Annotated in this window: 20 protein-coding genes; 11 read left to right on the forward strand and 9 right to left on the reverse strand. The window is 67.2% G+C overall.

What is annotated here, in order from left to right:
* The first annotated feature begins 21 nt into the window (after window positions 1-21).
* Window positions 22-774 carry an MIP/aquaporin family protein gene (locus tag ASF80_RS03230; RefSeq protein WP_056307938.1) on the forward strand — a complete coding sequence of 251 codons (753 nt, stop codon included), beginning with the start codon at window positions 22-24 and terminating at the stop codon, window positions 772-774.
* Window positions 775-803: 29 nt separating this feature from the next.
* Entirely contained in the window at window positions 804-2318 is a 1515-nt protein-coding gene (glpK, locus tag ASF80_RS03235) for a glycerol kinase GlpK (RefSeq protein ID WP_056307940.1), read from the forward strand.
* A gap of 2 nt (window positions 2319-2320) precedes the next feature.
* Here the strand turns inward: glpK and ASF80_RS03240 are convergent, their stop codons facing one another.
* Window positions 2321-3256 (reverse strand): LysR family transcriptional regulator, encoded by a 936-nt coding sequence (locus tag ASF80_RS03240; protein WP_056311717.1) that lies wholly within the window; start codon window positions 3254-3256, stop codon window positions 2321-2323.
* Between the two features lie 78 nt (window positions 3257-3334).
* Between ASF80_RS03240 and ASF80_RS03245 the strand changes: the two genes are divergently transcribed.
* Window positions 3335-4246: an EamA family transporter gene (locus ASF80_RS03245; protein ID WP_056307943.1), complete on the forward strand. Its 912-nt coding sequence runs from the start codon at window positions 3335-3337 to the stop codon at window positions 4244-4246.
* 6 nt (window positions 4247-4252) lie between these two features.
* Here the strand turns inward: ASF80_RS03245 and ffh are convergent, their stop codons facing one another.
* Together ffh and ASF80_RS03255 are read right to left on the reverse strand one after the other, a co-directional pair.
* Window positions 4253-5806 (reverse strand): signal recognition particle protein, encoded by a 1554-nt coding sequence (ffh, locus tag ASF80_RS03250; RefSeq protein ID WP_056307945.1) that lies wholly within the window; start codon window positions 5804-5806, stop codon window positions 4253-4255.
* A 78-nt stretch (window positions 5807-5884) separates the two neighbouring features.
* Complete coding sequence (locus ASF80_RS03255; RefSeq protein WP_056307947.1) at window positions 5885-6481, reverse strand: TetR/AcrR family transcriptional regulator; 597 nt, start codon at window positions 6479-6481, stop codon at window positions 5885-5887.
* A 96-nt stretch (window positions 6482-6577) separates the two neighbouring features.
* Between ASF80_RS03255 and lipB the strand changes: the two genes are divergently transcribed.
* Both lipB and lipA read left to right on the forward strand, forming a co-directional pair.
* Complete coding sequence (gene lipB, locus ASF80_RS03260; protein ID WP_056311718.1) at window positions 6578-7231, forward strand: lipoyl(octanoyl) transferase LipB; 654 nt, start codon at window positions 6578-6580, stop codon at window positions 7229-7231.
* Complete coding sequence (gene lipA / locus ASF80_RS03265; protein ID WP_056307948.1) at window positions 7228-8217, forward strand: lipoyl synthase; 990 nt, start codon at window positions 7228-7230, stop codon at window positions 8215-8217. Before lipB ends, lipA begins: the two co-directional genes overlap by 4 nt.
* Window positions 8218-8242: 25 nt before the next feature.
* Here lipA and ASF80_RS03270 read toward each other — a convergent pair whose 3' ends face one another.
* The 3 genes from ASF80_RS03270 to smc all read right to left on the reverse strand — a co-directional run bounded on the left by ASF80_RS03270 (window position 8243) and on the right by smc (window position 13303).
* Window positions 8243-8743: a DUF2004 domain-containing protein gene (locus ASF80_RS03270; protein ID WP_056307950.1), complete on the reverse strand. Its 501-nt coding sequence runs from the start codon at window positions 8741-8743 to the stop codon at window positions 8243-8245.
* Window positions 8744-8787: 44 nt separating this feature from the next.
* Window positions 8788-9660 (reverse strand): signal recognition particle-docking protein FtsY, encoded by an 873-nt coding sequence (gene ftsY / locus ASF80_RS03275; RefSeq protein ID WP_056307953.1) that lies wholly within the window; start codon window positions 9658-9660, stop codon window positions 8788-8790.
* 97 nt (window positions 9661-9757) lie between these two features.
* Window positions 9758-13303 carry a chromosome segregation protein SMC gene (gene smc / locus ASF80_RS03280; protein ID WP_056307955.1) on the reverse strand — a complete coding sequence of 1182 codons (3546 nt, stop codon included), beginning with the start codon at window positions 13301-13303 and terminating at the stop codon, window positions 9758-9760.
* 541 nt (window positions 13304-13844) lie between these two features.
* Here smc and ASF80_RS03285 point away from each other — a divergent pair.
* The 5 genes from ASF80_RS03285 to ASF80_RS03305 all read left to right on the forward strand — a co-directional run bounded on the left by ASF80_RS03285 (window position 13845) and on the right by ASF80_RS03305 (window position 18407).
* A complete protein-coding gene (locus tag ASF80_RS03285) occupies window positions 13845-14126 on the forward strand; it encodes a hypothetical protein (RefSeq protein ID WP_056307957.1) in 282 nt (93 codons plus the stop codon).
* Between the two features lie 13 nt (window positions 14127-14139).
* On the forward strand, window positions 14140-15228 hold the full coding sequence (locus tag ASF80_RS03290; protein ID WP_056307959.1) for a GNAT family N-acetyltransferase: 1089 nt from the start codon (window positions 14140-14142) through the stop codon (window positions 15226-15228).
* Window positions 15225-16304: a GNAT family N-acetyltransferase gene (locus ASF80_RS03295; protein WP_056307961.1), complete on the forward strand. Its 1080-nt coding sequence runs from the start codon at window positions 15225-15227 to the stop codon at window positions 16302-16304. The genes ASF80_RS03290 and ASF80_RS03295 overlap by 4 nt, the downstream gene beginning before the upstream one ends.
* A gap of 88 nt (window positions 16305-16392) precedes the next feature.
* Window positions 16393-17088, forward strand: coding sequence for an ABC transporter ATP-binding protein (locus ASF80_RS03300; protein ID WP_056307962.1), 696 nt, complete (start codon window positions 16393-16395; stop codon window positions 17086-17088).
* Window positions 17085-18407, forward strand: coding sequence for a hypothetical protein (locus ASF80_RS03305; protein WP_056307965.1), 1323 nt, complete (start codon window positions 17085-17087; stop codon window positions 18405-18407). The genes ASF80_RS03300 and ASF80_RS03305 overlap by 4 nt, the downstream gene beginning before the upstream one ends.
* A gap of 8 nt (window positions 18408-18415) precedes the next feature.
* On the opposite strand, the gene ASF80_RS18665 is transcribed toward ASF80_RS03305, so the two are convergent.
* Window positions 18416-18518, reverse strand: a 103-nt coding sequence (locus ASF80_RS18665) for a zinc finger domain-containing protein (protein WP_321163973.1), incomplete at its 5' end; no start/stop codon positions are given.
* Between the two features lie 904 nt (window positions 18519-19422).
* Window positions 19423-20007: a hypothetical protein gene (locus ASF80_RS03310; RefSeq protein WP_162239107.1), complete on the reverse strand. Its 585-nt coding sequence runs from the start codon at window positions 20005-20007 to the stop codon at window positions 19423-19425.
* Window positions 20008-20266: 259 nt separating this feature from the next.
* Between ASF80_RS03310 and ASF80_RS03315 the strand changes: the two genes are divergently transcribed.
* Window positions 20267-21265: an HNH endonuclease gene (locus ASF80_RS03315; RefSeq protein ID WP_082488169.1), complete on the forward strand. Its 999-nt coding sequence runs from the start codon at window positions 20267-20269 to the stop codon at window positions 21263-21265.
* A gap of 333 nt (window positions 21266-21598) precedes the next feature.
* On the opposite strand, the gene ASF80_RS19225 is transcribed toward ASF80_RS03315, so the two are convergent.
* Window positions 21599-21701 (reverse strand): zinc finger domain-containing protein (locus ASF80_RS19225; RefSeq protein WP_321163974.1); only part of this gene is annotated, 103 nt, incomplete at its 5' end.

Consider the following 21701-nt stretch of genomic DNA (forward strand, 5'->3'; position numbering starts at 1 on the left):
TCAAGAAAGGTCAATGAAGACATGACTGATGTGAATCTCGGTCTCTACTTCCTCTCGGAGTTCGTCGGCACAGCGATGCTGATCCTCCTCGGATGTGGTGTGGTCGCCAACGTCGCCCTCGCGAAGAACAAGGGCTTCGGCGGTGGCTTCCTGATGGTCAACTGGGGATGGGGTCTCGCGGTCTTCGTGGGTGTCCTCGCCTCCGCATACTCCGGCGCGATCCTGAACCCGGCTGTCGGCATCGGCCTCCTGGTCGGAGGGAAGATCGACTTCTCGCAGTTCGCCGTCGCGACCGGCGCCGAACTCCTCGGAGCGATCGTCGGTGCGATCCTCACCTGGCTCGCCTACAAGCAGCACTTCGATGAGGAGCCGGAGGCCGCCAACAAGCTCGGCGTGTTCTCGACCGGCCCCGCGATCCGCTCGTACGGCTGGAACCTCGTCACCGAGGTCATCGGCACGTTCGTGCTCGTCTTCGCGGTCTTCGCGTTCGCGGACTACGGCGTCGCGGACATCGGAACCCCCGGAGGCCTCGGACCGCTCAGCGCTCTTCCGGTCGCACTCGTCGTCGTCGCCATCGGTGCATCCCTCGGTGGACCGACCGGCTACGCGATCAACCCTGCACGTGACCTCGGCCCGCGTATCGCCCACGCCATCCTGCCGATCAAGGGCAAGGGGTCCAGCGACTGGTCCTACTCGTGGGTCCCGGTCGTTGGTCCGCTCATCGGTGGTGTCCTCGCCGCCGTCGCCGCACCCGTCCTGCTGAACCTCGCCTGAACCAGAACCTGACTTCAAAGGAGAACACAATGGCCGACTACATCATCGCCATCGATCAGGGCACCACCTCCAGCCGCGCGATCATCTTCGACAAGAAGGGCAGCATCGTCGCGACCGGTCAGAAGGAGCACGAGCAGATCCTGCCGAAGGCCGGTTGGGTCGAGCACGACCCCGCCGAGATCTGGCGCAACGTCCAGGAGGTCATCGGACTCGCTCTGAGCCGTGGCGACCTGACGCGCCACGACATCGCGGCCGTCGGCATCACCAACCAGCGTGAGACCGCGGTGGTCTGGGACAAGACGACCGGCAAGGCCGTCTACAACGCCATCGTCTGGCAGGACACCCGGACGCAGGAGATCGTCGACCGCCTCGCGGCAGACGGCGGCGTCGAGCGGTTCAAGCCCGTCGTGGGCCTTCCCCTCGCCACCTACTTCTCCGGCACCAAGATCGCGTGGATCCTCGAGAACGTCGAGGGCGCACGCGAGAAGGCCGAGGCGGGAGACCTCATCTTCGGCACGACCGACAGCTGGGTGCTGTGGAACCTCACGGGTGGTGTCGACGGTGGTGTGCACGTGACCGACGTCACCAACGCGTCGCGCACCATGTTCATGGATCTCGAGACGCTCGAGTGGCGCGACGACATCCTCGAGGCATTCGGCGTGCCGCGCTCGATGATGCCGGAGATCCGCTCGTCGTCCGAGGTGTACGGCGCCGCAGAGGACTCGTCGCTGCTGCGCGAGACTCCGATCGCCGGCATCCTGGGCGACCAGCAGGCCGCGACGTTCGGCCAGGCCGCCTTCAACACGGGTGAGAGCAAGAACACCTACGGCACCGGATGCTTCCTGATCTTCAACACGGGCGAGGAGATCGTCCACTCGAAGAACGGGCTGCTCACCACCGTCGGCTACAAGCTCGGCGACGGACCGACGCACTACGCGCTCGAGGGCTCGATCGCCGTCACCGGATCGCTGATCCAGTGGCTCCGCGACCAGCTCGGCATCATCGGATCCGCGCCCGAGGTCGAAGAGCTCGCCAAGCAGGTCGACGACAACGGCGGCGTGTACATCGTGCCGGCCTTCTCGGGCCTGTTCGCTCCGTACTGGCGTCCTGACGCACGCGGCGCGATCGTCGGCCTCACCCGATACGCGAACAAGAACCACATCGCTCGCGCGGCACTCGAGGCCGTCGCCTTCCAGACCCGCGACGTGCTCGACGCGGTCAACGCCGACGCAGGCGTCGACCTCACCGAGCTCAAGGTCGACGGCGGCATGGTCGCGAACGATGCGCTGATGCAGTTCCAGGCCGATGTCCTGGGTGTCCCGGTCGTCCGTCCTGTCGTCGCCGAGACGACGGCACTCGGTGCCGCGTACGCCGCAGGGCTCGCCGTGGGCTTCTGGAACGGCCTGGACGACCTGTCCGCCAACTGGCAGGAGGACCGCCGCTGGGAGCCGTCGATGGAGGACGCCGAGCGCGACCGCCAGCTGCGCCTGTGGCGCAAGGCCGTCAGCAAGTCGATGGACTGGGTCGACGAGGACGTGAAGTGACCTCAGAGTTCTGAGGAGGCGGGCCCGGAGGATTCCTCCGGGCCCGTTTCGTCTCCCCCGCGACCTGCCACGGAGTCGAGGACGCGAAGGAAGGCGGTCGCGACGTTGCGCGGCGCACGGTCGTCCCACGCGACGTACTGGACTCTGACCGGGCCGTTGCCCACCTCGACGGCGACCGCATCCGTATATGACGCGGCGATCACCCCCGGCGCGAGCAGCGCGATCGCGAGCCCCTCCGAGACGAGTCCGAGGAGCAGTTCCGACGAGTCGGCCTCGAAGGCCACATCGCGCGAGATGTCGGATGCCGCGAACGCCGCATCTCCCTGTGCACGCCCCGACGTGCCGGCAGGGAAGTCCGCGAAGACCTCATCTGCGAGATCCGCGAGCCGTACGCGGGCCCGACCCGACAGGCGATGCGTCGGCGGCACCGCGACGACCAGTCGCTCGCGACCGAGTTCGCGGGAGGCGACCCCCCGCGGCACGGCCTGCTCACGCAGACCGAGCAGCGCGACGTCGAGGTCGCCCCGCCGCACCGCATCGGCGAGAGCGTCGCTGTTGCCGACAGAGAGCTCGACCCGCGCGTCAGGATGCGCCTCGCGAAAGCGAGAGATGACCCGCGGCACCGAGACCGCACTCGCCGTGGGGATGACGCCGAGGCGGAGCGTGCCCACGACGCGACCGGAAGCCGCAGCCGCGGCCTCGCGGGCATCGTCGGCCGCCATCACCGCCATCTTCGCGTGAGCCAGGAAGGCCTCCCCCGCCTCGGTCGTCCGGACACTCCGACTGGAGCGAACGAAGAGACGCTGTCCGAGCTCCCGCTCGAGCGCGGCGATCTGATGGCTGAGCGCGGACTGCGTGACGAAGCACCGTTCGGCCGCTCGCGTGAAGCTCGACGCCGACGCCACCTCGACGACGTACTTCAGCTGCTGAAGATCCACCGTTCCATGATCTCTCTTCATGAACATCGTGACAACCATGGCTTGGACTCATCCTGCTGAACGGTTCAGGCTGAAAATATGAAACGCACCTCCGTCGTTCTCCTCACAGCGCTTGCTCCCCTCTCCTGGGGCACCACCTACCTCGTGACCACGGAGATGCTCCCCGCCGGCCATCCCCTCCTGGCTGGGCTGCTCCGCGCACTCCCCGCGGGGCTCATCGCCCTGATGATCGGCAGGACCCTCCCGTCCGGCGGCTGGTGGCTGAAGTCTCTTCTGCTCGGAAGCCTCAACATCGGGGCGTTCTTCCCCCTGCTCTTCCTGGCCGCCGAGCGGCTGCCCGGTGGAGTCGCCGCGGCCGTCGCGGGAGCACAGCCGATGATCATCCTCGGTATGAGCGCGCTCGTTCTCCGCGACCGGATCCGCCCGCTCACTGCCGCCGCTGCCGTCGCGGGAACGGGGGGCGTCGCTCTCGTCGTGCTGGGTCCGGCCGCGCAGCTCGACGCCCTCGGCATCCTCGCGGCGCTCGGGGGCGTGACCGCCACCGCTCTCGGAATGATCCTCACCAAGCGCTGGGGCCGCCCTGCAGGCGTCGGACCCGTCGCCTACGCGGGGTGGCAGCTGACCGCGGGCGGTCTCGTCCTCCTCCCGCTCACCCTTCTCCTCGAAGGTGTTCCTGACACCATCGATGGCGGATCGGTGCTCGGATACGTGTGGCTGGGCTCGGTGGGAGGACTGCTCGCCTACACGCTGTGGTTCCGCGGCATCCAGCTGCTGCCGGTCATCGCCCCCGGGCTGCTCGCTCTGCTCTCCCCCGTGGTCGCGACGCTGCTGGGCACACTCGTGGCCGGCGAGTCGTTCACACCGCTTCAGGCGCTCGGAATCGCTCTGGTACTCGTCGCCCTCGTCGTGGGACAGCTGACGGCACTCCGAACGCCGCGCCGGTCACCGACCCCTGCTCGGGAGCACTCGCTGCCTGCATCGCAGGCCTGAGCGACGTCAGTTCTTGCCGAAGAGCTTCTGGATCTCGGCGAGGTCTGCCTCGCTGGGCGCCTTCGCCCCGCCCAGACCGAATCCGGACCCGGTCGGGGTGGCCGCAGTGGCGAGCCCCGCGTTCTCGGCCGCTCGCTTCGCCGGGTTGCCGGAGCGGGAGCCGCCGGACGACTTGCCCTTCTTGCCACGCTTCGACGAAGCCCCGGGCTTGCCCATGCCGGGCATCGATCCCATACCCGGGATGTTGGGGGTGCCACCGCGGGCGACCGTCTTCATCATCTTCGCGGCCTGGTCGAAGCGCTGCACGAGCTGGTTGACATCGGTGACGGTCATACCGGAACCACGCGCGATGCGCAGACGACGTGACCCGTTGAGGACCTTGGGGTTCCGGCGCTCACCGGGGGTCATCGAGCGGATGATCGCCTCGGTGCGATCGATCTCCCGCTCATCGAAGTCCTCGAGCTGCTGCTTCATCTGGCCCATGCCGGGGAGCATCCCCAGCATCTTCTTCATCGACCCCATCTTCTTCATCTGCTGAAGCTGGTCGAGGAAGTCCTCGAGTGTGAACTGCTCTGTGGCGAGCTTCTCGGCCATCTTGATGGCCTCGTCCTCGTCGAAGGCCTGCTGGGCCTGCTCGATGAGGGTGAGGATGTCGCCGAGGTCGAGGATGCGGCTGGCCATGCGGTCGGGGTGGAAGGGCTCGAGATCTTCGAGGCGCTCTCCGGTCGACGCGAAGATGATGGGCCGACCGGTGACCGACGCGACAGACAGCGCGGCGCCGCCGCGCGCGTCGCCGTCGAGCTTCGACAGGACGACACCGGTGAAGTCGACGCCCTCCTGGAATGCCTTGGCCGTGTTGACCGCGTCCTGACCGATCATGGCGTCGATGACGAACAGGACCTCATCAGGGTCGGTCGCCTTGCGGATGTCGGACGCCTGCTTCATGAGCTCGGCGTCGACTCCGAGACGACCGGCGGTGTCGATGATGACCACGTCGTGCTGCTGGCGGCGGGCGTACTCCACGCCGTCGCGGGAGACCTTGACCGGATCGCCGACGCCGTTGCCCGGCTCGGGAGCGTAGACGGTGGCGCCGGCCTGCTCCGCCACGACCTGGAGCTGATTGACGGCGTTCGGACGCTGAAGGTCGGCGGCGACGAGGAGGGGCGTGTGTCCTTCGCCCTCGAGCTGCTTCGCGAGCTTGCCTGCGAACGTGGTCTTTCCCGACCCCTGAAGACCCGCGAGCATGATGACCGTCGGTGCCGTCTTGGCGAACTGCAGGCGTCGCTGCTCGCCACCGAGGATCTGGACCAGTTCCTCGTTGACGATCTGCACGACCTGCTGAGCAGGGTTCAGCGCCTTGTTGACCTCGTCGCCGAGCGCCCGCTCTCGGACCTTCGCGGTGAACTCCTTGACGACGGCGAGGGCGACATCGGCGTCGAGCAGGGCGCGACGGATCTCGCGCACGGTGCCGTCGACGTCGGCCGCGGTGAGCTTTCCCTTCGTGCGCAGATTGCGGAAGGTCTCGGTGAGCCGATCGGAGAGCGTGCCAAAGGTAGCCATGGTGAGACCGAGTTTACGCGAATCTCACCGGTTCTCCGCGCTCACGGCGCACTCAGGCAGTTTCGTCCGTGCCGTCGATCAGGCGGGGGCAGAACCCCAGGGCAGCCGGTCGATCATGCGCACGGCATCGGCGAACCTGTCGCCGACCGATCCGCGCCCCGCGCCGCCCTCCGCCCATGCGCGCACGGCGGCGAGGACCGCGGCAGACCAGGTCGCTGCCACGATGTCGGCCGGGAGGGAAGCGACGCCCGATCGGCGTGCGAGATCCGCGAGCGCCGCCGCGAGTCGCGCCTGGCGCAGCGCGGCATCCTGTTCGAGCTCGTCGTCGAGCCCCATCGCCGAGGAATTCGTCATCGCGAGCGCGAGGCTGTCGGGAGCGAAGCCGTCGACGAGGCCGGTCAGGATCCGCCGGACCTCCGCCCCATCGCGATCGGCGGGGACCGTGACGAGGTCCTCGACCGCGCTCGCGATGCGGTCATCCAGCCCCGACCACAGCACGTCGCTCTTGGACGAGAAGTAGTTGAAGAAGCTCGAGCGGCTCACGCCCGCGCGCTGGGTGATGTCGGCGACGGATGTCGCGTCATAGCCACGTTCGAGGAACAGCTCGCAGGCAGCCTCGGCGAGGGTCTCGCGCGAAGACGCCTTGGGGCGCCCTGCTCGGCTCGTGCTGCTCATGCTCACACGCTACCGCGCGTCGCTGCCGCGTGCCGGGGATCGCGAGGAGGAGTATTCTTAGACGCAATCCATTTATTGAATGAGAGCGACCTGATCATGCTCGACATCCTCACCCCCGGACTCGCTCCGGCCTACGTTCCCTATACGGACGGATGGGATCTGCAGCGCCGCACCCACGCCGATGTGGTCGACGGCACGCGCCCCGACACCCTCATCCTCCTCGAACACGAAGCCGTGTACACCGCCGGGAAGCGCACGGAACCGCAGGAGAGACCGCAGGACGGCACTCCGGTCATCGATGTCGACCGCGGCGGCAAGATCACGTGGCACGGGCCGGGGCAGTTGGTCGGGTATCCGATAGTCCGGCTGCCGGAACCCATGGACGTCGTCGCGCACGTCCGCCGGCTCGAGCGCATCCTCATCGACGTCCTCCGACCGCTCGGTGTCGACGGCTACCAGGTGGATGGCCGAAGCGGTGTGTGGGTCCGTCGCCCCCTCTCCGAAGACAAGGTCGCAGCCATAGGTGTACGTGTGCAGCAGGGAGTCACGATGCACGGGTTCGCGATCAACTGCGACAACACCCTCTCGGGATTCCAGGGCATCATCCCCTGCGGCATCACCGACGCCGGAGTGACGACCGTCAGCGAGGTCGTCGGCGCCGACGTCTCCCCCACGGACATAGTCGATGCGGTCGCCGCCGCCTTCCTCGCCGAATACTCGCCCGCCGACCACGCAGGAGTTCCCGCATGACCGCCGCACCCGAGGGGCGCAAGCTCCTCCGCCTCGAGATCCGCAATGCCGAGACCCCCATCGAGCGCAAGCCCGAATGGATCAAGACGAAGGCGAAGATGGGGCCCGAGTACACGGCTCTGCACTCGCTCGTGAAGAGCGAGGATCTTCACACGGTCTGCCAGGAGGCCGGCTGCCCCAACATCTTCGAGTGCTGGGAGGACCGGGAGGCGACGTTCCTCATCGGCGGCTCGCAGTGCACTCGGCGCTGCGACTTCTGCCAGATCGACACCGGCAAGCCCGACGCCTACGACACCGACGAACCGCGACGTGTCGCCGAGAGCGTCGTGCGCATGAACCTGCGCTATGCCACGGTCACGAGCGTCGCGCGGGACGACCTGCCGGACACGGGCGCGTGGCTCAACGCCGAGACGGTCCGCAAGATCCACGAGCTCAACCCGAACACCGGCGTCGAACTGCTCGCCAACGAGCACAACGCCGATCCTGCTTTCCTCGGGCAGATCTTCGATGCCCGGCCCGAGGTGTTCGCCCACAACGTCGAGACCGTGCCGCGCATCTTCAAGCGCATCCGCCCGGCCTTCCGCTACGAGCGCTCGCTCGACGTGATCACGCAGGGACGGAACGCCGGGCTCATCACCAAGTCGAACCTGATCCTCGGAATGGGCGAAGAGCCCGAAGAGGTCGTCCAGGCTCTCAACGACCTGCACGACGCGGGCTGCGACATCATCACCATCACGCAGTACCTGAGACCGTCGCCTCGCCATCTGCCGGTCGCCCGATGGGTCAAGCCGACGGAGTTCGTGGAGTTCAAGGAGGAGGCCGAGCGGATCGGATTCCTCGGCGTCCTCGCGGGGCCCCTGGTGCGTTCCTCGTACCGCGCAGGTCGGCTCTGGGCGCAGTCCATGCGGTCCAAGGGACGCGAGATCCCCGCACACCTGGCCCACATCGCCGACAGCGCCGACCTCGGCTTCGCTCAGGCGGTCTGACGCGCCGCGCGATCGGTCATGGGCGTCAGTCGGCGCTCATGACCGATTGCACGCTGCCGTCGGAGCCGAGGTTCACGAGCAGCACGTCATCGGTGGTCCCGGCGTCGAGCGCGTACTCGAGGACGGCGAAAGGCTCTGATCCTCCGTGCTCATCGGCCAGGATCGTCATGCTCATCAGCCGCAGCGAGCGGATGATGTCGACGGCGGCGTCGCCGCTCACATCGACCAGGACATCTTCGAGCTCGTCGCCGTAGGCCTCCTGCTGCTGCAAGATGTACTCGGTCACCTCGCTCGTGCGATCGTCGACCTCCGAGAGCATGCCACGACGCGACGTCGCGTCGACGTTCTCGAGCCCGGCGATGAGAGACGCCGCGATGTCGAGGGCGTCAGCGGAGACGTCGTCCTGGTCAGGAGCCGTGAGATCGACGGTGACGCTCTGGTCACCGAGCTCCACCGTCTCTGACCAGAAGATCGAGCCGTCGGGCCCTGAGGACAGGAGTCCGAAGTAGTCGTGTTCGATCGCCATAACGCTATGAAACCAGCCTCGTGCTCGCGGCGGTAGTCCTGTGCTCAGCCGACGAGCGACTGGACGAAGACATGGGGGGTGAATCCGGTGAGATCGTCGATACCCTCGCCCTGCCCGAGGAGCTTGACGGGGATGCCGGTGCGCTCCTGAACGGCCAGCACGAAGCCGCCCTTCGCGGAGCCGTCGAGCTTGGTCAGGACGAGGCCGGTGACGCCCGCATGCTCGAGGAACGCCTCGGCCTGCATGACGCCGTTCTGGCCCGTGGTGGCGTCGAGGACGAGCAGGACCTCACTGATCGGCGCCTGCTTCTCGATGACGCGGCGGATCTTGGTGAGCTCGTCCATCAGTCCGCCCTTGGTGTGCAGGCGGCCGGCCGTGTCGATGATCGCGATCTCGATGCCTTCACGCTGTGCGTACTCGACGGTCTGATACGCGACGGATGCCGGATCCTGACCCTCCTGCTGGGGGCGGACGATGGCCGCTCCCCCGCGCTGCGCCCACGTGGCGAGCTGGTCGACGGCGGCCGCACGGAACGTGTCAGCGGCTCCGACGACGACGCTGCGCTGGAAGCCGCGCAGGAACTTGGTGAACTTGCCGATGGTGGTGGTCTTGCCGACCCCGTTCACGCCGACGACCAGCACGACGGCGGGACGTTCGGTGAGCTTCAGGGTCGTGTCGAACTTGGCGAAGTGCTCCTCAAGGGTCTCGCGGAGCATCCGCTGCAGGTCCTGCGGGTCCGTCGTGCGGAACCGCTCCACCTTCTCGCGGAGCTCGTCGACGACGCGCTCGCTGATGTCGGGGCCGAAGTCGGCGGTGATGAGCGCCGTCTCGAGGTCCTCCCACGTCGTCTCGTCGATCGTGGGCTTGACGAACATCCCGCGCAGCGCACGGGTGAGGGACCAGGACTTCTCCGCCATGACTCCAGCCTACGGGTAGCGCCTCGAGCGCTTGCGGCCCACGCCTACGCTCTGAGCACAACTTCGGAGCGCTGCGGAGCTACGCGCACATCTCGGATCAGCCCGCGGCAGCGGCGCGGTCCCCGACACGCTGACCGACGACAGCGGACACGCCGTCCTGTCTCATCGAGACACCGTAAAGGGCGTCCGCGATCTCCATCGTGCGCTTCTGATGCGTGATCACGAGCAGCTGGGAACTCTCGCGGAGCTGCTCGAAGACCGTGAGCAGTCGGCCGAGGTTCGCGTCGTCGAGCGCGGCCTCCACCTCGTCGAGGATGTAGAACGGGCTCGGGCGGGCCTTGAAGATGGCGACCAGCAGGGCGACGGCCGCGAGCGAGCGCTCGCCACCCGAGAGCAGCGACAGGCGCTCGATCTTCTTGCCGACGGGACGCACCGAGACCTCGATGCCCGTCGTGAGCATGTTGTCGGGATCGGTGAGCGAGATGCTTCCCGATCCGCCGGGGAACAGCAACGGGAAGACCTCGCCGAACGCCACCCTGGTGTCCTCGAACGCGCTCGCGAAGATCGTCTGCATGCGCTCGTCGAGGTCGGCGATGATCGTCAGCAGATCCTGCCGGGTCTGCGTCAGGTCGGCAAGCTGCTCGGTCAGGAATGCGTGACGCTGTTCGAGTGCCGCGAATTCCTCCAGCGCCAGCGGGTTCACGCGTCCGAGCTGGGCCAGCTTGCGCTCTGCATCGGCGAGTCGGCGCTGCTGGATGCGTCGGTCGAACGGGATCGCGGTGTCGTCTGCGAGCTCGTCTTCGGCGTGCTCTACACCGGGATCGCGGGGAACCAGCTGATCGGGGCCATATTCCGCAACGAGAATATCTTCGTCGAGCGCGAGCTCGGACGCGACGCGCTCCAGCAGGCTGTTGAGATGGAGTTTCTTCTCGTGGATCTGCAGTTCGAGCCCGTGCACGCTCTCGGTGAGACCGGCGAGCCTTTCTCGAAGAGACGTCTCCTGCGCGCGCAGAGCGGTGAGCTCCTGGTTCTGCGCGGACCGCGCTGCCTCCGCCTCGGCCAGGGCGACCCGTGCCTCGGTGACCGATCGGTCGATCGAGTCCAGGATGCGCGGAAGCTCGTCGGCGACCCCGGATGCCGCTTCTCGTTGTGCACGCCGGATCACCGCGCGGCGGGCAGCCTCGGCGGCCGCGTCGCGTTCCTGCTCCCGTTGACGTTCGAGGCTCGCGACACGCGCCTGCGCAGCGCGCACCCGCTCGCGCAGCGTCTCGATCTCGAGCCGTGCTCGGACCTCACCCTCGCGTGCGAGTTCGAGGGCGTCGAGCAGCCCGTCACGTGCTGTGGCATCCAACACCGGTCGCGGCGCCGACACCGCAGCCTCGAGCTCGACCTTGGCTGCCTCGGCCTTCGCCTCGGCGTCCTCGACCGCGGACTGCGCCTGACCGAGGCCCGCCTCGAGGCGCTCGCATTCGGCGACGGCGGACTCGTGCATCACCGTGATGCGGTTGACCTGCTCGGCGTGGCTTGCAAGGGCAGCGTCATGTTCACGAAGCGATCGAAGGGCCTCCTTGGCGTTGCGGCGGGTGTTCTCGACGATTTCGTTCGCATCCTCGCGCGCTTCTCGCAGCGAATCGACAATGACCTGCACCTCTGCGAGGCGATCGTTGGCAGCATCGCGCTCGGCAGCGAGCTCGAGGCGCGACCGCTCTCCTCCGGAACCGGTGCGCAGCGTCTGGGCGGTGATCACATCGCCCCCGGTCGTGACGATCGTCGTCGTGATGTCGCCGATCGCGTCGAGCGCCGCGCGGGCTGTGCGTGCAGCGTCGAGGCCCTCGGCGATCAGGACGTGCGACAGGATGCCGAGCACTCCGTCCGGAGCCGTCACCGTGTCGATCGCGGATGTCACTCCTTCGAGCGAGGGCAGATCGACAGCGGGGCGCAGGGCATCGGCGACCACGAAGTCGACGACACCTCGGCGCTGCTCCGCAGCCTCGTTCGCGAGAGCGAACGCGTCGGATGCCCGGTCCACGAGCACCCCTTCGGCGAGAGAGCCGAGCACTGCCGCGATCGCCGCCTCGAAACCGGCTCTGACCTGCACGGAGTCACCGACAAGTCCCCGGATGCCAGCGCCGCCGGTCTTCACGATCTCGGCAGCGCCGCCCGAGATCGCGAGCGCGCTTCCGAGTGCCGCCGACTTCGCCGTGAGCGAGTCGACCTCGCGCTCGGCCGCATGCAGTCGCTCCCTGAGCGTCTCGCGCTCGGTCTCCGCGGCTGTCGCCGCCCGCTGCGCGGTCTCGTACGCGGCCGAGTGCTCCGCCGCCGTACCCTCGGGCGCTTCCGCCTCGTCGATCGACTCGAGTGCCTCAGCGGCCTCGCGGCGACGCGCATTCGCGGCCTCGAGAGCGTTCTCCTGACGCAGCACCGCGCCGCGCACCGCGGCGAGGGCGGAGGCTGCGGCATCGGCCGTTCCGCGGAGCGCGCTGAGCCGCATGTCGTACTCGGACACCAGGGCGCTCTGCTCGGCGATGTCCACATCGAGCGTGTCGAGTTCGGCTCGTGCATTCACGACCTCGCGGCTCGCGACGGTCGCAGCCTCCTGGGCATCGCCGAGGCCGGCTGAGATCTCGGTGATCTCGTCCTTCGCCTCGTCGATCGTGCTCTGCGTCACCGTCACGGCGGTCACCGCGGCGTCGTCCTCATCGGATCCGAGGAGCGCGAGCCGCTGGTTCGCGAGGGTGTAGAGCCCGCGCATGCGCTCCTGCACCTGCTCCAAGCCGAAGGCCACTCCCCTCGCCTGGTCGACGGCGACCGAGTTCTGGTCCTGCTCGAGGCGCGCGATGCTCCCGCGCACCGCCTCCGCCTGGTCCGACAGCACCAGACGCTCCGTGTGCCGTTCATGCTCGGTGCGCGTGTGATCGGCGAGAGCGGTGCGAAGCGCCACGACGTCGTCGGCGAAGATGCGCGCCTTGGCGTCGCGGACCACGGCTGCGATGGTCTGCGCTTCGCGCGCGATCTCGGCCTGCCTGCCGAGCGGCTTCAACTGGCGCCGGATCTCTCCGGCGAGGTCGCTCAGGCGTGTGAGGTTCGTCTCCATCGCATCGAGCTTGCGGAGGGTCTTCTCCTTGCGGCGCCGGTGCTTGAGGATTCCCGCGGCCTCCTCGATGAAGCCCCGTCGATCCTCGGGCGATGCCTGGAGCACGGTGTCGAGACGCCCCTGACCGACGATGACGTGCATCTCGCGACCGAGTCCCGAGTCGCTCAGCAGCTCCTGCAGATCGAGCAGTCGGCAGTTCTCGCCGTTGATCGCGTATTCGCTCGCCCCGTTGCGGAACAGCGTCCTGCTGATCGTCACCTCGGCGAACTCGATGGGCAGCGCCCCGTCGCTGTTGTCGATCGTGAGCTGCACCTCTGCGCGGCCGAGAGGTCCCCTGGTCGAGGTTCCGGCGAAGATGACGTCCTCCATCTTGCCGCCGCGAAGAGTCTTGGCGCCCTGTTCGCCCATGACCCAGGCCAGGGCATCGACGACGTTGGACTTGCCCGAACCGTTGGGTCCGACGATGCAGGTGACGCCCGGTTCGAACACGAAACTCGTGGGCTGCGCGAAGGACTTGAACCCCTTGAGGGTCAGGCTCTTCAGATGCATGCGCGTGCCGCGCTTCGGGGGTGAATCACGCCCATACGCTACCGGAATGGCGGCTCAGAACCGGCATCCCGCGCGGGTCCCGATCGAACAGGGACACGGCGCGACACGCCGATCCACGCCGTAGGTGCTTGACGGACACGCCCGGGTTTCGCTACCGTAACCTGCGGATCGCCACACGAAAGGAGGTTACCGATGATGATCACACTCAACGCACAGGCCACTGGCCTCGCCGCGCCATTCGCGCCGCGTCTTGCGCACTCGGTAACCGCCGGCGTCCGCACCACTGCGCTCTCGTAGAACCGCAGCCCGAGGACTCCGTCCTGCGCCAACCGCAGGTCGCCGCCCCGTGAGGGGCATCCCTCAGACGCGTGTCACCGCGCCCACCCTCTGATCCGACCTCGGATCACGGATTCCCGCCGACCCCGGCGATCGCCCTCTCGCGACCCGGGCTCTCGACTGTCCGCACCCGCCAGGACACCTCTCGGTGCTCTGCGCCGGTGCTCGCCTCACCCATCCACACCACTCTTCTCGAAGGATCATCGTGAATACCACGCTGTACCGCAGCACCACCCACCCTCCGGATACCGAGGGCCGACAGGTCCTCCACGTCCCCGCACCCGACGAACTGCGGCGCCTCGCGCTCGCGGACCGTCTCTCCCTCCGGATCGGCCTGTGGCTGCTCCAGAGGGCTCAGCGTCCTCGCCGGGAACGCCGCACCGCGTCTACGGTCTATTCGGACGGCTCGCCTCTCGAGCGACGAGAGCGCGCGGCCGGCGAGACGCTCGCACTGCTCACGTACGACCTGCAGCGTCAGCTGCGCTGACCTGGAGATCACCATGGGCATTCCCCTCACCGATGATGCATCGCTGCATCCGCTCGTGCTGCCGGCGCGCGCGGATGCAGCGGACGCGGGCGAGTTCCGCGAACTCGCCCGCGTCCGCAACGCCGTCTACCGCGAACTCACCGGCCGCACCGAGCAGGACCTCACACCTGAGGCGCTGCTGCCTCTGCTGCGTTCCCGCAAGGAGCGCACCACCGTGGTGTGGGCCGTCAGAGTCGGCGACGAGACGGTCGGCCGCGCCGTCGTCGACATCCCCCATGAGGAGGGTTCTCGAGTGGCGATCGCGTCGATCGAGATCCATCCGCGGGTCTGGGGGCGCGGGATCGGCACGGCCGTCGTGCCACACATCGAGGCCGTCGCGCGGGATCACGGTCGCACCGTCATCCAGAACTGGACGGAGCAGCCGGCGAGCGACGGTCCACGGCTCGAGGCGCGCACCGGCTTCGGAAGAGTGCCGGACGACCACGTCGCCCGATTCCTCACCCGTCACGGCTTCACCCTCGAACAGGTGTACCGCGTGAGCCGTCTCGATGTCACAGCATCGACTCTCGATCGCGCGCGAGCACTGTACGAGGAGGCCCGCGCGTTCTCGAAGGACTACCGCGTGGTCCAGTGGGGGCTTCCCACCCCGGCCGAGCACATCGACGGCTACGCGTGGCTGAAATCTCGCATGTCGACGGACGCCCCGTCCGGCGATCTCGAGACCGACGAGGAGGCCTGGGACGCCCAGCGCCTGATCGACGGAGAGAAGCGAATCGAGGAGATGGGCCAGACCATGCAGGTCACGGTCGCTCAGCACATCCTCACCGGTGAGCTCACCGCCTTCACCGAACTCGGAATCGGCCCGGTGCTCACCGAGACCACGCACCAGCACGACACTCTCGTGCTGGTCGAACACCGTGGGCACCGTCTCGGGCAGCTCGTGAAGTGCGCCGCTCTTCTCGCCTGGGGCGATGTGGCTCCGGAATCCGGCGACGTGATCACCTACAACGCCGAGGAGAACCGCCCCATGCTCTCCATCAACGAAGCCATGGGCTTCACCGCCATCGCCTATGAAGGCGCCTGGAAGAAGGAACTGACATGACGACCATCGCGCTGACGATCTCTGCGCTGACCGTCCCGAAATCACTGGACGATGCCGACGGCGCGGACTTCCGCGCCTACGGGGCCCTCAATCGCCAGATCTGCGACGAACTGGTCGGCCTGCCCGACATCGCGCCCGACGCCGCACAGCTGCTTGCCGGGTGGCAGGACAGCACCGACACTCTGCACACCGGGTTCGTCGCTCGTCTCGGAGACGAGATCGTGGGGATGATCACGATCGACTACGCCCAGGAGGAGGACGCCCATGCGGCGGAGATCGACCTGATGGTGCCGGAGCGTCATTGGGGACGCGGCGTCGAGGACGCCCTGCTCTCCCTCGCTGAGACAGAGGCACGCGCGCATGGCCGCTCACTCGTGCAGACCTGGACGCTCCACCGCCCGGTCGAGACCGAGCGGATGATCGTTCCGCGAACCGGATGGGGCCGCATCCCTGCGATCCCGCTGTCGGACGCCCTCGAGGCCCGTGGTTACGAGTTCGAGCAGGTCGAGCGCAACAGCGAGTTCGATCTGCACTCGGACCCCGCTCCCCTCCGCGAAGCGATGGAGACGGCGCAGACTGCGGCAGGACCCGACTATCGAGTGCTGCAGTGGCTGGCTCCGACACCGCCCGAACACCGCGAGGGCTACGCGGCGATCCTCGCCCGTCTCTCGACGGATGCGCCGAGCGGCGAGATGGACTTCGTCGCCGAGGTCTGGGACGCCGAGCGCGTAGTCCGACGAGAGAAGCGCCTGACCGGCGCCGGTCAGGCGCTGTCGGTCGTCGCCGTGCAGCACATCCCGAGCGGTGACCTCGTCGCCTACAACGAGCTCCTGATCGCGTCGGACCGTACAGGGGTGACGCATCAGCTCGGCACGCTCGTCTCCAGCGAGCACCGGGGGCACCGTCTCGGGGCGCTCGTCAAGTGCGCCAATCTGCTGCACTGGCGCGAGCTGATGCCCCACTCCCCTGTGGTCTCCACGTTCAACGCAGAGGAGAACCGGCCGATGCTCGGAATCAACGAGGCGATCGGGTTCACCGCGGTCTCCTACGCGGGAGCGTGGCAGAAGCGGATCTGACCGAGATCATCCGATCGGTGTATGCGGTTCGACGCGGATCATCCGCCGGGCCGATGCACCGATCGGAGCCGCTCGCGAGGCTGGAAGCATGAACGCATCCGTCCTCGAAGCCCGATCCCTCACGAAGTCCTACGGCACCACCCGCGCACTCGCCGGGGTCGATCTCGCCATTCATCGTGGCGAGTCCGTGGCGATCATGGGTGCATCCGGGTCCGGGAAGACCACGCTGCTCCACGTGCTCGCCGGGATCATCACCCCCGACACCGGCACGGTGAGCTTCCAGGCCTCCAGCGGCGGTCCGGTCGAGCTCGCCGGCCTCGGCGAATCGGCGCGGTCGCGGCTGCGACGCGAGCGGTTCGGATTCGTGTTCCAGCAGGGCTTGCTGATCCCCGAGCTCACCGCTGTGGAGAATGTGGCGCTCGCCTCGCTGATCAACGGGGTGAAGCGGGCGGATGCCGTGGCGCACGCGGCGTCGTGGCTCGCCGCACTCGGGCTCGCCGGAATGGAGGACCGACGGATCGGTGAGCTGTCGGGTGGGCAGGCGCAGCGCGTCGCGATCGCCCGCGCCCAGGCCACCGGCGCCGACCTCGTGTTCGCCGACGAGCCGACCGGCGCGCTGGATTCGCACACGTCGCAGGAGGTGATGAACGCGTTGCTCTGGTCGACCACCGGACAGGGCCGGACGCTGCTCGTCGTCACTCATGATCCTGAGGTCGCGGCGCGCTGCTCGAGGATCGTCTCGGTTCGCGACGGCCAGATCACAGCATCCGCGGTGCAGGCATGAACACGTCGGTGCTCGGTCTCCTGCTCCGTCCTGCCAAGGGGCAGAACTCCGTGATCGTCCTCCCCGCCACCGCATTCGCGATCGTCACCGCCCTGGTGCTCACCGTCGTGGGTGGAGCGCAGTCCTTCTGGACCTGGACCGACGGCTACGGTCCTCTGTATCAAGCCCTCGCCGCCATCGCACTGGTGCTCCTGGTCGTCCCCCTCGCGAACCTCGGCGGTGCCGCGGCCCGGCTCTGCGCGCGCAGACGGGACGAGCGGTTGTCGACCCTCCGCCTTCTCGGCGTCACTCCGCTCGGGGTGAGCGTGGCCACCGTGATCGAGTCCGTCCTCGTCGCGTCCGTGGGTGCGCTCGTGGGGATCGTCGCGTATCTCGCGATCTCTCCCCTCATCGGACTCATCCCGTTCCGTGGAGCGGCGCTCGGTATCGATGCAGTGCTGCTGCCACCGGTCGGCGTCCTCGCTGTCGTCGGTGCAATCCTGCTCGTCGCCGCCGGCAGCGCCGCACTCGGACTCCGGAGGGTGATCATCTCGCCCCTGGGCGTGCGGCTTCGCACGACCACCTCGTCCGTGCACTGGTTCCGTGCGGTCATAGGCATCTCGGTGATCGCGATCGTCTTCGCCCTCGTGAAGATCTTCCCCTCGATCGCCGGATTCACGACCACCATCGTCGTGCTCGCGGTCCTGTTCGCGGTCGCACTGGCGATCCTCAATGTGATCGGCCCGTGGGCGCTCAAGGTCACCGCGTCCCGTCAACTGCGGCGCGCCGAGAGGGCCGATCGGCTGCTCGCAGCGCGTATGGTGCTGGACTCGCCGAAGGCCGCATGGCGCCAGGTGAGTGGGATCGCGATGGCGAGTTTCATGGCGGTGTTCGCCGGGACCGGCGTCTCCCTCATGAACGTGATGGGCAGCGAGGCGCTCGACGGGGCGGATGCCGCTCTCGCTGCCGACATGCGTACCGGACTCGTCATCACTCTCGTGGCCTCGTTCCTCATGGTCGCGGCATCGGTCGGAGTGAACCAGGCGGCATCGGTGCTGGACCAGCGCGACCTGCACCGGAGCCTGCACCACCTCGGGATGCCGCTGGAGACCGTCGACAGTGCGCGCAGACGAGCGATCATGTCACCTCTGCTGGTCACCGCACTCGGTTCGGCGCTCTGCGCTGCGGTGCTGGTCTTCCCGCTCCTCGGCATCGCTCTCATCACCGCGCCCGAGTCGCTGCTGACCATCGCGGTCGTCGTGAGCGTGGGCATCTCGGTGGTCTGGACGAGCACCCGGGTCACCAGGCCGCTGCTCGCGCAATCCTTCCACGCGGTCTGACCATGCGGTCAGCGTCGGCGCTGGCACCGGGGGCAGTAATGACTCGATCGGTTCATGAATGCCTCACGCCTGATGAGTCCGCCGCACCGAGGACACGGCTGCCCGCCACGANNACAACAGCAATGTACATACACCCTCCTTAATAGGTACACGTCAGCGGCGGGTGCCTGAATTGAGAAGCACAGTGAGGCGGGCCTTCTGGTCTTCGGTGAATCGAGGTGCTGCTACCCGGATCGCGGAGACATGGCGGTCCTGGTCTTCGGTGAGGAATGCGGCGTCCAAGTCTTCGCGCTTGATCAGGTGTTTCCTCACGCACCGGCCGTCACGTCCGGCCACGACGATAAGCCCGGACGTGAGCGTCCCCTTCTTGATGAGGTTGTAGATCGTGTTGCGGCTGCACGCATGCCTCGCTGTGCCCCAGGCCGCACTCGGGGTCGGCAGTCCAGTCGAAGTCTGCGCGCGCCATGATTGCTCCGTTCATTGGATCAGGTCGCTTCATTGTCGCGCAGCGCATCAAGGGCCTGCTTGCAGCAGGGCCTGCACAGCAGGCGGAGACGGATCGAACCCCTGAACGGAGGCAGCGGCCCGACGCGCGCCACCGGTCCGAAGCTCGGGAAATTCTCCAGCGTGAGCTCCTAGCGCCGCTGAGAGGCCAGCACGGCCCTAAGCAGCGCCGCACTCTCGACCGGCGTCCTGCCCACGTCGATCGTGGCGAGCTCCTCGTCGCGGACATGGGCCTTCGGGCCTGGACGCCGGCCGAGCGGTGCTCCGGGTGTCTAAGCTGGGCGGGCGTCGGGTCGACGTACTCGGCCAGACGATCGACGTAGCGCCAGAGGGCGTAGTAGCCAGTAGGAGTCCAGTCGGCCCGATCCTCGCAGTAGATCCCGCCGGTCACGGGCGCTCGCCTCCGCGACCCTCCGTTCAGAGGGCGGCGGGACATCATTTGTCTCGCGGGATCGGCGGTGGGGCCCCTGCGGCCTCAGAGACGGTCACGTACCCACATGAACAGCATCGGTCAGTCGGGGAACGGCCGCCACCAGACCGTGACGGCCTCGTCGTCGGCGGGTTGCTCCTCGTCGATCTGCTGGAATCCCGATGCCTCCAGCGCTCTCGAGAGCTTGCGAAGACCCACTTGGCGCTCCTCGCCTTCGGGGCGTGGGGCACCACGGACCAGGGGCAACGACTCGGGGAACACGACGACGATGGTCTCTGTCGGTTCGAGTTGAAGCACGTCCAGCAGGTCATCGACCAGCGCTCCGAGAAGCTTCTGTCCGCGGTACTCGGGTTCGAGCGTCGCCCGGTCAAGCATGACCACGGCGTCGAGGATCCGATCGCCTTCGTGCTCATCGACGAGCTTCTGCGCGGCAGAGCCGAGGATCATCCCGTCGGCGCTCAGAGCATCGCCGGCATCGGCGACGTCGGAATAGACTTCCCGGGTGAGCCAGCCGCTGAGTCGCCCGATCTCCCTCGGCTCGGCGTCGTCGTCGCCGGTGTACCGCACCGTCGCGCTGAAGCCCCGCAAGACGTCGGCATCAGCGTCACAGCGAAAGATGCTCACGGAGGTGTCCAGCAACTCAGGGTAGATCGCGTCCATGCCCAAATCATGGCACCGGCGTGAGACATCCGCCTCGCTCAGCCGACCCGCTGGATCAGCCCGTCGGTCTCGCGACACGAGCGCCAAGAGGCAGGCGCTCAGCGCAGCCTACCCACAGCGGGCCGGCCCGCGAACGGGGGCCACGGGCTCGGCTGATGCGGTCGTCCCGTCGTCTGTCGGGGTCCTGGATAGCATGGCAACCGACTCAACAAACTGAAAACACATAGCTCTACCCAAGAGCCCCTTACTCAGGAGAAGAACAACAATGCCCAAGTGGCTCTTTATTACGTTGCTGATCGCGTTGCCGTTGCTTCTCGGAGCGATTCACCCGATCCTCTTCGTTCTCGCCCTCGCCGGAGTCCTGATCGCGAACCCAATGATCTGGAAGTACCGGAAGAACAAGTACTTCAACGGTGAAGAGTTCCAGGGGCTCCGCGCTCAGATTGCTGCAGTTGTCGCCGAGCACAATGAGGTCGTGAACTATGTCGCGGAGATTCGCGGCCAGGGCGCGTTCGAGCTGGGCGCGTCATCTACCGGCCAGTATGCACACCTCGCGAACTTCGAGAACACGTCTAACTGGAACTACCAGCGCGATCGCAACGTGGCCGAGTACGCACCCCACGTCCACAATGCATCCCTGCAGGTCGTGCGTAACGCGAGCATGGATCCGATCAAGTACCTGATGAAGTACTTCGAGATCAAGGCGAACCAGGAGACGCTGGTCGACGCGCAGCGGGTAGCCGAGGACATCTCGCGGCTCGAAGAGGCCGTCGCCAACGTGCAGCGCCGTGAGGCCGAGATTGTAAGGATGATCGACCCGCCCGCGTTCATCCTTCAGCGATACGCGGACGAGTTCTGGAGCCTCGTCGGTGTGCGCCTCTCGCCGATCACTGTGCCCTACCCGAAGTACAAGTTCCAATACGTCTCCGCCGGCGGTAATAGCGGCCAGACGGTGAACATCGATCTGAACACCCCGACCCTCGACGCGCTCTCAGAGACGCTCGTTCAAAAGATTCGCTGGGCGAAGTCGGCTGCCGGTCAGCGCGCACTCATGACAGCCCGCCTGCGCGGGTGGATCAAGGATCGCGACCGCCACACCTGCCAGAATCCCGCATGTGGCGTCTCGGTCACTGTCGAGCCGAACCTTCTCCTTGAAGTCGATCACATCGTGCCGGTGTCCAAGGGCGGTCTCAGCGAGCCCGACAACCTCCAGACGCTGTGCTGGCGCTGCAACCGCACCAAGGGCGCAAGGATGCCCGCGTAACATCGCATCCCGCGCGCGAGTACCTCCCGGCGGCGAGACCTCGCCCGTCAGATGCTCGACGTGGATGGCTTCCGCTGGCCCCGTGGCAGAATGCCCTGCCGAGCAAAGCGTTCTTCTGGATGGCACGCCCGGGAACTGACTTCCCGGCCACCCAATCGAACAGATATCGATGCGCACTGAGCGAGCGCGAGGGTCCTACGCTGCGCCGAAGCGGATAGACGTGAACGCGAAGGAATGACGCTCATGGACAATAAAGTGCATTCACACGACCGCGGGCCCTCTACTACCCTGCCCGTGAAGGCCAGCACGGACACCACAAGCACTCCGACCGGACTATCGTTTTCGTTGGCAGAACGGGCAAAAATGTGACGAGCGGTTCATGAATGCCTCACGCCTGATGAGTCCGCCGCACCGAGGACACGGCTGCCCGCCACGA

It is taken from the genome of Microbacterium sp. Leaf159 (genome assembly GCF_001423615.1).
In the GTDB taxonomy this organism is placed as follows: Bacteria; Actinomycetota; Actinomycetes; order Actinomycetales; family Microbacteriaceae; genus Microbacterium.

Coding starts and splice junctions, on each gene's coding strand:
- ASF80_RS03315 (WP_082488169.1), top strand. CDS start 20,267: ATGCCCAAGTGGCTCTTTATTACGTTGCTGATCGCGTTGCCGTTGCTT.
- ffh (WP_056307945.1), bottom strand. CDS start 5,806: ATGGCTACCTTTGGCACGCTCTCCGATCGGCTCACCGAGACCTTCCGC.
- lipB (WP_056311718.1), top strand. CDS start 6,578: ATGCTCGACATCCTCACCCCCGGACTCGCTCCGGCCTACGTTCCCTAT.
- ASF80_RS03270 (WP_056307950.1), bottom strand. CDS start 8,743: ATGGCGATCGAACACGACTACTTCGGACTCCTGTCCTCAGGGCCCGAC.
- ASF80_RS03290 (WP_056307959.1), top strand. CDS start 14,140: ATGGGCATTCCCCTCACCGATGATGCATCGCTGCATCCGCTCGTGCTG.
- glpK (WP_056307940.1), top strand. CDS start 804: ATGGCCGACTACATCATCGCCATCGATCAGGGCACCACCTCCAGCCGC.
- lipA (WP_056307948.1), top strand. CDS start 7,228: ATGACCGCCGCACCCGAGGGGCGCAAGCTCCTCCGCCTCGAGATCCGC.
- ASF80_RS03255 (WP_056307947.1), bottom strand. CDS start 6,481: ATGAGCAGCACGAGCCGAGCAGGGCGCCCCAAGGCGTCTTCGCGCGAG.
- ASF80_RS03295 (WP_056307961.1), top strand. CDS start 15,225: ATGACGACCATCGCGCTGACGATCTCTGCGCTGACCGTCCCGAAATCA.
- smc (WP_056307955.1), bottom strand. CDS start 13,303: ATGCATCTGAAGAGCCTGACCCTCAAGGGGTTCAAGTCCTTCGCGCAG.
- ASF80_RS03245 (WP_056307943.1), top strand. CDS start 3,335: ATGAAACGCACCTCCGTCGTTCTCCTCACAGCGCTTGCTCCCCTCTCC.
- ftsY (WP_056307953.1), bottom strand. CDS start 9,660: ATGGCGGAGAAGTCCTGGTCCCTCACCCGTGCGCTGCGCGGGATGTTC.
- ASF80_RS03305 (WP_056307965.1), top strand. CDS start 17,085: ATGAACACGTCGGTGCTCGGTCTCCTGCTCCGTCCTGCCAAGGGGCAG.
- ASF80_RS03230 (WP_056307938.1), top strand. CDS start 22: ATGACTGATGTGAATCTCGGTCTCTACTTCCTCTCGGAGTTCGTCGGC.
- ASF80_RS03300 (WP_056307962.1), top strand. CDS start 16,393: ATGAACGCATCCGTCCTCGAAGCCCGATCCCTCACGAAGTCCTACGGC.